General features: G+C 64.9%; 10 protein-coding genes and 1 pseudogene. 4 read left to right on the top strand and 7 right to left on the bottom strand.

Annotation, left to right across the window (positions count from 1 at the left end; all coding sequences use genetic code 11):
* Nucleotides 1–884, top strand: an 884-nt coding sequence (locus LO50_RS05145) for a TraB/TrbI/VirB10 family type IV secretion system protein (RefSeq protein ID WP_044314314.1), incomplete at its 5' end; no start/stop codon positions are given.
* Nucleotides 881–1,126: a DUF2274 domain-containing protein gene (locus LO50_RS05140; protein WP_023114203.1), complete on the top strand. Its 246-nt coding sequence runs from the start codon at nucleotides 881–883 to the stop codon at nucleotides 1,124–1,126. The genes LO50_RS05145 and LO50_RS05140, both read left to right, overlap by 4 nt.
* A gap of 362 nt (nucleotides 1,127–1,488) precedes the next feature.
* On the opposite strand, the gene LO50_RS05135 is transcribed toward LO50_RS05140, so the two are convergent.
* The 7 genes from LO50_RS05135 to LO50_RS05105 form a co-directional block, all read right to left on the bottom strand.
* Complete coding sequence (locus LO50_RS05135) at nucleotides 1,489–3,438, bottom strand: response regulator (protein WP_044314313.1); 1,950 nt, start codon at nucleotides 3,436–3,438, stop codon at nucleotides 1,489–1,491.
* A complete protein-coding gene (locus tag LO50_RS05130; protein WP_044314312.1) occupies nucleotides 3,428–4,300 on the bottom strand; it encodes a sensor histidine kinase in 873 nt (290 codons plus the stop codon). Before LO50_RS05130 ends, LO50_RS05135 begins: the two co-directional genes overlap by 11 nt.
* A complete protein-coding gene (locus tag LO50_RS05125; RefSeq protein WP_044314311.1) occupies nucleotides 4,293–5,303 on the bottom strand; it encodes an ATP-binding protein in 1,011 nt (336 codons plus the stop codon). The genes LO50_RS05130 and LO50_RS05125 overlap by 8 nt, the downstream gene beginning before the upstream one ends.
* Nucleotides 5,300–5,704, bottom strand: coding sequence for an ATP-binding protein (locus LO50_RS05120; RefSeq protein ID WP_003281109.1), 405 nt, complete (start codon nucleotides 5,702–5,704; stop codon nucleotides 5,300–5,302). Before LO50_RS05120 ends, LO50_RS05125 begins: the two co-directional genes overlap by 4 nt.
* A complete protein-coding gene (locus tag LO50_RS05115; protein ID WP_044314310.1) occupies nucleotides 5,701–6,063 on the bottom strand; it encodes an STAS domain-containing protein in 363 nt (120 codons plus the stop codon). Before LO50_RS05115 ends, LO50_RS05120 begins: the two co-directional genes overlap by 4 nt.
* The gene (locus tag LO50_RS05110; protein ID WP_044314309.1) at nucleotides 6,063–6,911 is read right to left on the bottom strand and encodes an STAS domain-containing protein; all 849 of its coding nucleotides are present in this window, start codon (nucleotides 6,909–6,911) and stop codon (nucleotides 6,063–6,065) included. The genes LO50_RS05115 and LO50_RS05110 overlap by 1 nt, the downstream gene beginning before the upstream one ends.
* Before the next feature lie 196 nt (nucleotides 6,912–7,107).
* Complete coding sequence (locus LO50_RS05105) at nucleotides 7,108–8,007, bottom strand: LysR family transcriptional regulator (RefSeq protein WP_044314308.1); 900 nt, start codon at nucleotides 8,005–8,007, stop codon at nucleotides 7,108–7,110.
* A 102-nt stretch (nucleotides 8,008–8,109) separates the two neighbouring features.
* Here LO50_RS05105 and LO50_RS24025 point away from each other — a divergent pair.
* Both LO50_RS24025 and LO50_RS05100 read left to right on the top strand, forming a co-directional pair.
* A pseudogene (locus LO50_RS24025) lies at nucleotides 8,110–9,222 on the top strand (3-hydroxyacyl-CoA dehydrogenase); the annotation flags it as partial.
* Nucleotides 9,223–9,225: 3 nt separating this feature from the next.
* Complete coding sequence (locus tag LO50_RS05100; RefSeq protein ID WP_014821940.1) at nucleotides 9,226–11,016, top strand: acyl-CoA dehydrogenase C-terminal domain-containing protein; 1,791 nt, start codon at nucleotides 9,226–9,228, stop codon at nucleotides 11,014–11,016.
* Nucleotides 11,017–11,098: the final 82 nt, after the last annotated feature.

Genomic DNA, 11,098 nt, shown 5'->3' with positions numbered 1-11,098 from the left:
ATCCCAACGACGCTTTGCGCAAGGAAGCGGAGGCCGCTGCGGCTTCGTCGGTGTTCTTCCGCTCGGGCGGCCAAGCCGCGGCCACGGTGGCATTGGCAGCGCCGGGTGTGCCTGGCGCTGCAAGCACGCTCGCGGCCTTCGATCCGCTCGCCCCCGGGCCGGCCTCGACGGCGGCGCAGCCATCCGATCCGACCGCCGTGCAGAACCGGCAAGACCAGAAAGAGGCGTTCCTGAAAGCCGGTTCTACGGAAACCCGCAATTCCGGCCATCTGGCACTGCCGGCGTCGCCGTATCAAGTGATGGCCGGAACCGTGATCGCCGGGGCGCTGGTGACAGGCATCAAGTCCGATCTTCCGGGCGATGTGATCGCCACCGTCACAGAGCCGGTCTATGACACGGCCACGGGCAAGTTCCTGCTGATCCCGCAGGGGTCGCGCATCCTGGGCAAGTACAACAGCCAGGTCAGCTATGGGCAGAGCCGCGTGCAGGTGGTGTGGAACCGGGTCATCCTGCCGGATACCTCATCGCTGACGCTCGACAACCTTGTGGGCACCGATCCAGCGGGCTACGCCGGCCTGGAGGACGACGTGGACTGGCATTGGAAGCGCATCGTCTCGGGCGCGGTGCTGACGACGCTGCTGGGCGTGGGCGCCGAACTGGCCGCGCCGGAGAACCGCCAGGACGGCAACCGCATCGTCATCGCCGGGCGTGATAGCGCCCAGGACAGCATCAATCAAGTCGGACAGGAGATCACCCGGCGCAACATGAACATCCAGCCGACGCTGACCAGCCGGCCGGGCCTGCCGGTTCGCATCATCGTTAACCGGGATCTGGTGCTGCGGCCGTACCAGCCGCTGTTCTTCAACCGGGGTGCTTCGCAATGAGCATGACCAAGAAGTTGCGGCTCGGGCCGCTGCCCAAGACCGAGAGCGTCAAGCTGACCTTTGCCTGCCCGGCAAGCCTGAAAGCCGACCTCGACCGCTACGCCTCGCTGCACGCGCAGGCGTATGGCGAGGCGGTCGATGCAGAGAAATTGATCCCGCACATGCTGGAGGCGTTCATGGCGGGGGATCGGGGATTCAGGAAGGGCACGGCGACCCGGAGCGCGCCATCGAAGCCGACATGATGGCGTCACATACCAACGGCATCCATCGAACGCGCAGCCACCGGCTGCGCGTTCTTCATTCTGGATGCCGCCAAGCCTCTTGGGCTATGATGACGCGACAGGCCCGCCGTTCCTCGGCAATCCAGCACGACACGGTGCGATGCGGCTTTCTCTCCCGACGCTCTTATGTGGCTCCTAGCCGACGAAGCCGCGGTTCTGCAAAGCGGCCCCGAAAAGAGCTAACCTACTGTCCCATATACGGTTTCAAGCCCTGCGTGATTTGCGCGAAAGACTTGACACCGGCACTTTTTTGTTGCCCGCGCCATGCGCATCAAGCGCAGATCGGTGATTTTTAAGCGGCGGTGGATAGTCGGTCGGCAACATCAGGCTTCGTCGAGGAGGCCGCGGATCTTGATCAGCAGGTCTGCACCTTCGAACGGCTTGAGCACCAGCTCCATGCGCTCATCGACAAAGCCCTCGCGACTGGATGCGCTCTCCGCATAGCCGGTCATCAGCACCACCGGCAATGTCGGGCGCTCGCGGCGTGCCCATTCGGCCAGCTGGCGACCGGAAAGACGGGGTAGCCCGACATCGGTCAGCAGCAGGTCAATTGACGGGTCGGCCTCGAGCAGAGACTGGGCGGTTTCCACGTCTCCCGCCTGGCTGCAGCGGTAGCCGGCTTCGATCAGCGTCTCGGCGATCAGCATGCGCACGCTGGGCATGTCTTCCACCACCAGCACGTGCTCGTGGCCGACCAGCCGCATCGAACTATCCGGCGCTGCGGCGGGCGTCGCTGCCTGTTCGCCGTTGGCGGCGGGCAGCAGGAGGGTGACTTCGGTTCCGGCGCCGAGCGTGCTGCGAATGCTCGCATCGCCACCCGACTGCAGGGCAAACCCGTAGATGCTCGATAGCCCCAGCCCTGTGCCGCGGCCCTGCGGCTTGGTGGTAAAAAAGGGATCGAAGACCTTGTCCAGCACGCCGGGATCGATACCCGTTCCGTCATCGCTCACGCACAGCCCGATGTAGCGCCCTGGCGCGAGTTCCGCCTTCTGGCCGCCATCCGAAGGGAACGTACTGATGCGGATATGCCCGCCTTCGGGCAACGCATCGCGGGCGTTGATCACCAGATTGAGCAGGGCGCTCTCGAACTGGCTGACGTCCACGCGCGCCACCGCGGGCTCGGCGGTGAAGTCGAAGGTCAGCGTGATGCGTTCGCCGATGGTGCGCCGCAGCAGGTCTTGCAGCGAGCGAATGCGTTCGTTGATATCCAGCGCCCGCGCATCCAGCGGCTGTTTGCGAGCGAATGCCAGCAGGCGATTGGTCAGCGACGCTGCACTGCGCGCCGAGCTGAGCGAGGCATCGGCAAAGCGCAGCACGCTGTCGGCGCGGCCTTCGATGATGCGCTGCTTCATCAGCTCGATGCCGGTGATGATGCCGGTGAGCAGGTTGTTGAAGTCGTGGGCGATACCGCCAGTGAGTTTGCCCAGGGCGTCCATCTTCTGCGCCTGCAGCAGCTGCTCTTCGGTGCGCGCTCGCTCGGCTACCTCGTGGGCGAGCTGACTGGTGGTAGTCGCGATTTCCTGGCGCTGTGCGCGTTCACGCAGACGCTGTTCGGTTACGTCCTCAACGAACACCAGGCCCAGGCCCTGTGCGCGGTACGGGGAAATCTGCCACTCGGTCTCGCGGGTATCGCCGTTGACCTGCATTTGCAGCGGCGTATGCCAGCGCTCGCCGGCCTGAAGATGTGCGCTCAGCTCGGCGAGAATCGTCTCCTGCCCGGCGGCAACGCTTTGCGACAGGGGCGAAGCCGGGCTGGCACCGCCAATCAGCAGTTCGAACGCGTGATTGCACTCGTGCAGCTGCAACTCAGCGTCGAGCACCGCGATGGGCGCGGCGACATGGAAGAAGATTTCCCGGAAGCGCGCCTCGCTGTCACGCAGTGCGCGCTCGGTATCGCGCACCCGCAGCAGGGTGCGCAGCGTCGCCAGCAGCACGTCGGGATCGACCGGGTGGATCAGGTAGGCATCGCCGCCGGCATCGAGGCCGGTGATGATGTCGTTGGTCTCGATGGAGGCGGCGGACACGTGAATCAGCGGCAGCAGGGCGGTGTTCGCATCGGCGCGCAGCTGGCGGGCGATGTCGAAGCCGCTCATGTCCGGCAGGTTGACGTCGAGGATCAGCGCATCCGGCGCGGCGTTGGCCACCAGTTCCAGGCCTTCGCTGCCAGTGCCGGCTTCCAGCACCTGATAGCCATGGCGTTCCAGTACCCGGCGCATCGCATAGCGCGTCGGCGCGTTGTCGTCGACGATCAACAGACGGCTGTCACGCTCCATCGGAAGGCTCCGTATCAATCGCCAGAGGCAGAACTACATAGAACTCCGAGCCCTTGCCTGGTTCGCTTTCCACACCGACACGGCCGCCGAGCAGTTCGGCGAAACGCTTGCACAACGCCAGGCCGAGGCCGGTGCCGCGCAGGCGCTTCTGCAGCGGCGAGTCGACCTGGGCGAAATCTTCGAAAAGCCGGTCGTGCAGCTCGGGGGCAATGCCGATACCGGTGTCGCTGACGGCGAAGCGGACCTGCTGCGGGTTTTCCATCCGTGCCGACACGCGCACCACCCCCTGGGGCGTGAACTTCACCGCGTTGGAGATGAAGTTGCGCAGGATCTGCGCCAGCTTCTTGTCATCGGTATAGAGCCGCGGAATGCCTTCGGGCTCTTCGAAGATGAGGTCGATCGGCGAGCCCTCGACGATGGGGCGGAACATGCCGCGCAACGCCGAGAACAAGTCGAGCATGTCGAACCAGGCCGGGGAAATGCTGACGCGGCCGGCTTCGATCTTGGCCAGGTCGAGCAGATCATCGACCATTTCGCTCAGCTCGCTGGCGGCCGAGCTGACGAAACGCACCTGCGTGTGCTGTTCCGGGCTCAACGGGCCGTCCAGTTCGTCGCTGAGCAGGCGGGTGATGCTGAGGATCGAGCCCAGCGGCGTACGGAACTCGTGGCTCATGTACGACAGAAAGCGACTCTTCAGGTCCGAGGCCTGGCGCAGCTGCTCGGCCTGGGTGTCCAGCTCGGCATACAGCGCCAAGACACCCTGATTGGTTTCTTCCAGTTCGGCGCGCAGCGACTCGTTATCGCGGCGCAGCTGCTCGAGCAGGCCGGCGTCGCCGGACTCGGGGGACGTCGGATCAGCCACGAGGAGCCTCCAGGTTGAGTGCCAGCACGGTCACGTCGTCGCGACCGCGGCAGAAGTCGCGATGCAACAGTGCGGCGATGATGGCCGGGTGACGGTGAACGAGACCGGGGTAGTCGCGCAGATTCCAGCGTGTTTGCAGGCCATCGCTGTAGAGCACCAGGAGCCGCGCCTCGCCCAGCGGGTAGTCGAAGACATGCGCCTTGCGAAAGCGCACGCCGACGATGCCAGGATGCGAGGCCAGGCCACGCGAGCCCTCGCTAGCGATCAGGCTGGCGCCGATATTGCCGATGCCGGCGAAATCCAGCGTCTGACGCTGGCCGTCGAAGTGCGCGATGGCTGCGGCGCCGCCACGAGTGCCGTTCATCGCCTGGTGCATATTGCTGAACAGGGCGAAGGGGGAATCCAGTGGGGATTCTGCAAACGCCACCGCACCTGCCAGTGCGGCCTGTTGGGCAAGCTCGCCATGGCCGATGCCATCGATGACCAGGGCGCTGCAGCGCTGCCCATCGAAGGCCAGCTGCCAGGCGTCGCCACAGGCTGTTTCGCCTGGATAGGGATGCTGGCTGACGCCATAGCGCCACGGCGGCGGCTGCACGCCGCGAGGAAACAGCTGCGCCAGCACCACCGAGCCGCGGGCATCGGAGTAGGCGTCGAACACCTGGGCCTGACGCGCCAGCGCGCCGAGCCCGATGCCCTGGGTGCCGCGGGTGGAAAAGCCGTCGGTCAGGCATTGATCGAGGTCGAAGCCCGGTCCGCGGTCGACCGCGATGATTTCGACGCCGCACCCCTCTCGTCCAGGAATTACGCGAAGGTGCAGTTCGCCGCGCCCGGCGTGCTTGAGCAGGTTACTGCCCAGCTCGGTGGCGAGCAGGGCGGCGCGCCCGGCATCGGTGGTGTCGAAGTCGTGCTGTTCGGCCAGCCGCTGGGCGACCCGGCGGGCGTGGCCGATCTGGCTGTTGTCTTCGATCAGCAGGACCTGGGTGACGCTTCCCTGAACGTTCATGTCCACCGCGTAATGGTGATTCGGGTGCCCGCGCCGACCGTGCTGTCGAGTTCGAACTCGTCAACCAGCCGCTTGGCGCCGGTCAGCCCCAGGCCGAGGCCGCTACCGGATGTCCAGCCGTCGGTCATGGCCAGCTTGATGTCGGCGATGCCCGGGCCTTCGTCGCGGAAGGTCAGGCGCACGCCGACCCGCGTGCCATCCTCGATCAGCTGCCAATCCATGTCGCCACCGCCGCCGTAGACCACGGTGTTGCGCGCCAGCTCGCTGACCGCCGTGACCAGCTTGGTCTGGTCGATCAGGCGCATGGCGCATTCCTGGGTCAGCTTGCGCACGGTCTGCCGCGCCAGCACGACATCCTGTTCGAGGCGCACCGGCTGGCTGCCGCTGCTGCGCACGATCATTGCGCGGCCACGCGGGCGCGCAGCAGCTGCATGCCGCGCTCGACGTTCAGCGCGGTGCTGACGCCGGGCAGTTCGAGACCGAGTTCGACCAGGGTGATGGCCACGGCCGGCTGCATGCCGACCACTACGGTCTCGGCGTCCATGATCCGTGACAGGCCGGAGATGGTGCCGATCATGCGGCCGATGAAGGAGTCGACCATGTCCAGTGCGGAGATATCGATCAGCACGGCCTTTGCCGACGTCGCGCTGATGCGTTCGGCCAGGTCGTCCTGCAGGGTCATCGCCAGTTGGTCGTGCATGTCGACCTGGATGGTGACGAGCAGAAACTCGCCCATCCGCAGAATGGGTATGCAATCCATTAGACGGGCTTCGTCACGGTGAGGCCGGAACGGCGCAGGGCCAGGGCCAGGGCGTCGGCCAGGCTGGCCTTGGTGACGATGCCTTGCAGGTCCAGGCCCAGGTGCACGATGGTCTGCGCGATCTGTGGACGCACGCCGCTGATGATGCAGTCGGCACCCATCAGGCGAATCGCGGTGACCGTCTTCAGCAGATGTTGGGCGACCAGGGTGTCGACCGTCGGCACACCGGTGATATCGATGATGGCGATTTCCGAACCGGTATCGACGATGCGCTGCAGCAGCGACTCCATCACCACCTGGGTGCGCTGCGAGTCGAGGGTGCCGATCATCGGCAGGGCGAGCACGCCGTCCCACAGCTTGACCACCGGGGTCGACAGCTCCAGCAACTCTTCCTGCTGACGCTTGATCACTTCTTCGCGGGACTTCTGGAAGGTGCGCACGGTGTACAGCCCGAGGCTGTCGATCAGCTCGGATACCGCCCACAGCTGCTCGGCGAATACTGCCGGTTCGTTGGCGTATTCGCTCTGCAGCAGGGTCATCAGCGGACGCTTGATGGCGAAGATGAAGCCGGCGGTCTGTTGCGAATCCATGCCAAGCAGTGCGCGGCTGCGCGAGAGTTTTTCCAGATACAGACGCATGCCGTCCCAGGCCGGACCGTTGATATCGGCCGAGCCGTCTGCCGTTCCGCTGATCAGCTGACGGATGAAGTCGACGGTCTGCTGGGCCAGTTCTTCGGGCTTGACGTTGTGATAGCCGCCCAGATTCTGCAGGTCGGACTTCCAGCTGCTGAGCAGTTCGGCCTGATTGCGAGTGATGGTGTCGGTGGTACGTTGCAGCAGGGCCGCCATAGGTCTAGCTCCGGATTTGATTTGATCGTCCATGTTCACCATGGCGCATTAGCAAGAGTAGATATCCACCTTGCTGCGATGTTCCGCGCAGCCGGCCGCAGTCGCCTGCTTTCGGGAAATTCCCGACGGAAACGCTGGGAGATACTAGCAAATGGATATTAGCCAGGCGCGAGATTCGTTGCGCTCGATTCGCGCCTCAGCCAGGCGCCACGGCGTCGATCTGCTCGATCAGCCATTGCAGCGCCGAGTCGTTCTGTCGCTGTGCGACGCTGACGATATCCAGCGCGAAGGTGCCGAGATCGAACGGCAGATCGAAGGTTTGCAGGGGTAGCAGCGTGGCGAAATAGCGCGCCAACTGGGTCGGCAGTACGGCAGCGAGGTCGCTGCTGGCGACGATATGCGCGGCCTGCAGGTAGTTCGGCGTGGTGTAGACAACCTTGCGTTCAAGCCCTTGGGCTTCCAGCCACTGGTCGACCATGCCGCGGGTCTGGCCACCATGCACCCACAGGTGACGCAGGCGCAGAAAGGCATCCAGATCCAGCCCCGCCGTCAGCAGCGGGTGGTCGCGCCGCACCGCCACCTGCAGCGTCTCGCTGGCCCAGCGACGTACGTGAAAGCGTGACGGCACCTCGAGAAAGCGCCCGAGCACCAGGTCGACCTCGCCGTTGTCCAGCGCTTCGACCGGCAGCGTCGGCGTCAGGTGCTGGATCGCCAGCTGGATGCCGGGTGCGTGCTCGGCCAGGCGCCGCATCAGCGCGGGCATGCAGATCAGCTCCACATAGTCGGTCACGGCGATGCGGAAACGCTGGTGGCTGCGCGCCGGATCGAAGGCTTCGCCGGCAATCAGGCTGTGCTCGATCTGCTGCAGCGCATGACGGATCGGTGCTTCCAGTGCCAGCGCCCTTGGTGTCGGCTGCATGGCTCGGCCGGCACGCACCAGCAGCGGGTCGTCTAGCAGTTCGCGCAGGCGGGCCAGGGCATTGCTGACCGCCGGCTGGCTGAGCGAAAGCCGCTCCGCCGCCCGCGAGACGTTGCGCTCGCGCAGCAGGGCGTCGAGCACACGGAGCAGGTTGAGGTCGAAGTTGTAGATATTCATTTGGTGAATCCGAAGCATCACAAGACTAAATTTCAAAAATAGTAGCGTCTTCGTCTATGGTTGGTCTCCAGTTTTTCCAGCCTTGCAACGAGGACAGCTGCAATGAGCCAAACCCAATTCGATATCCAGACCGCAGCCGTGATCGGCGCGGGCACCATGGGCCGCGGCATCGTCATGAGCCTGGCCAACGCTGGCGTGCAGGTGCGCTGGCTGGACAACAATCCCGAGATGCTGGAACAGGCGCTGAGCGTGGTGGCTGACACCTACGCGCACAATGTGCGCCAGGGCCGGATCGACGAGACTCAGGCGCAGGCGCGCCGGGCCTGCATCAGCAAGGCGGCCGATTACCAGGCGCTGGCCGATGTGGATCTGGTGATCGAAGCGGTCTACGAAAACCTCGAGCTCAAGCAGAACATCTTCCGCGAGCTGGACGGCATCGTGAAGCCGAGCGGCATCCTTGCCAGCAATACCTCCGCGCTGGATATCGACGCCATCGCCGCAGTCACTGGCCGCCCCGAGCAGGTTGTGGGTCTGCACTTCTTTAGCCCGGCGCACATCATGAAACTGCTGGAGATCGTCCGCGGCGCGAAGACTTCGAAAGCGGTGCTCGAAGCATCCACCGCGCTCGGCAAGCGCATGGGCAAGGTCAGTGTGGTCGCCGGCAACTGCCCGGGCTTCATCGGCAACCGCATGCTCGCCACCTACGTGCGGGAGGCGCGGATGATGCTGCTCGAAGGCGCCTACCCGCATCAGGTGGACGCCGCGCTGCAGGGCTTCGGTTTCGCCATGGGCCCGTTCCGCATGTACGACGTGGTCGGCATCGACCTGGAGTGGCGCGCCCGCGAACTGGCCGGCAAGGGCCAGAACGAACCTGAGGTGCAGGTCGACAATCGTCTCTGCGAGCTGGGCCGCTTCGGGCAGAAATCGCGCATGGGCTACTACCGCTACGCCGAGGGCAGCCGTCAGGCCGAGCACGATCCGGAAGTGGATGCCCTGGTGCAGCGCGAGTCCGAGCGGCTCGGCTATGAGCGTCGTGAGATTGGCAGTGAGGAAATCCTCGAGCGCTGCCTGCTGGCACTCGTCAACGAAGGCGCGAAGATCCTCGAGGAAGGCATGGCCGAGTCCAGCGCCGATATCGACACCGTCTACCTCTACGGTTACGGCTTTCCTGGCGACGCTCGGCGGCCGCTTCGTCGATTACAAGAAGGAGGCTTGAGCATGGAATACAAGGCCCCGCTGCGTGACATGCGCTTCGTGTTGCACGAACTGTTCGATGCCACCGGCCATTGTGAATTGCTGGGCAACGGCCTGGACCGCGAGCTGATCGACGGCGTACTGGAAGAGGCCGCCCGCTACACCGGCGGCGAAATCGCGCCGCTCAATCGCAACAGCGACGAAGAGGGCGTGACCCTGGAAAACGGCGAAGTCCGCACGCCACAGGGCTTCGTCGAGGCGTATCGACAGTACGTCGACAACGGCTGGGCGAGCATGACCGGGCCGACCGAATACGGTGGCCAGGGCTTCCCACAGCTGGTGGCCTGCAACTTCCACGAGATGCTGATGGGCGCTTCACTGTCCTTCCGCATCTATTCCGGCCTGACCGAAGGTGCGGTGCTCGCGCTGTACAAGCACGGCAGCGACGAGTTGAAAGATGCCTATCTGGAGAAGCTGGTCAGCGGCAGCTGGAGCGGCACCATGTGCCTGACCGAACCGCAGGCCGGCACCGATCTGGCGCTGTTGCGCACCCGCGCCGAACCCCAGGCGGACGGCAGCTACAAGGTCAGCGGCAGCAAGATCTTCATCTCCGGTGGTGAGCACGACATGAGCGAGAACATCGTGCACCTGGTGCTGGCGCGCCTGCCGGATGCGCCGGCCGGCGTGAAGGGCATCAGCCTGTTGCTTGTGCCCAAGTTCATCGCCAGCGCTGACGGTACGCCGGGCGAGCGTAACGCGCTGTCCTGCGGTGCCATCGAGCACAAGATGGGCATCAAGGGCGCCGCTACCTGCGTGATGAACTTCGATGACGCCACCGGTTGGATCGTTGGCGAGCCCAACCAGGGCCTGGCATGCATGTTCACCATGATGAACGACGCACGGTTCCAGGTCGGGCTGCAGGGGCTTGGCATTGCCGAACAGGCTTATCAGGGCTCGCTGGCCTATGCCCGCGAGCGCCTGCAGTCTCGTGGGCTGGCAGGCGCGCAGCATCCGGACAAGCCAGCCGACCCGATCATCGTGCACCCCGACGTGCGCCGCATGCTGCTGACGCAAAAGACGCTGGTCGAAGGCAGCCGCATGCTGGCGGCCTACTGCGCCCGGCAGCTGGACCTCGAGCATGGCCATCCCGAGCCGAGCTACCGCAAGGCGGCGAGCAAGCGCGCTGCGCTGCTGATCCCCATCGTCAAGGCGTTCTTCACCGACATGGGTCAGGAGGTGGCGAGCCTCGGCGTGCAGGTCTACGGCGGCCACGGCTATATCCGCGAATGGGGCATGGAACAGCTGATGCGCGACAGCCGCATCACCCAGCTCTATGAAGGCACCAACGGCATTCAGGCGCTGGATTACATCCGCCGCAAGCTGCTCGGCGACGGCGGCGCGGAACTGTCGGCGCTGCAGGCGGAATTCAGCGAGATTTGCGACCGGCAGATCGATCGCCCGGCGCTGCACGCTCTGGCCAGCAAGGTGCAGGCACGTATCGGCGAATGGCGCGAGCTGAGTGCCGAGATCATTGCGGCGACCGGGCGCGACCCACAGGAGATCGGCGCGGTGTCGGTGGACTTCCTCCAGTACTCTGCCTATGTCTTGTTGGCCGGGCTGTGGCTGCAGTCCGCGGCGCGCGCGCAGGATGCGTTGGAGCAGGGTACGGGTGAAGAGGCGTTCTATCAGGCCAAGCTAGCCAGTGCGGACTTCTATCTGCGTCGTGTACTGCCGCGGGCCAGTGCGCATCGGGAAGCGATTCAGGGTGGGGCCGAATGTTTGATGGCGCTGCCGGAGACGGATTTTGCGTTTTGAGTGAGGTTGGAAGGGCGAGTGCGACAGCCCCTCACCCCAACCCTCTCCCCAAAGGGGAGAGGGGGTCGACCGAGTGAGGGCC

This window comes from Stutzerimonas stutzeri, assembly GCF_000935215.1.
Classification (GTDB): Bacteria; Pseudomonadota; Gammaproteobacteria; order Pseudomonadales; family Pseudomonadaceae; genus Stutzerimonas.
The sequence above is the reverse complement of the archived record's forward strand: the minus strand, read 5'-3'. Positions and strand labels throughout refer to the sequence as shown.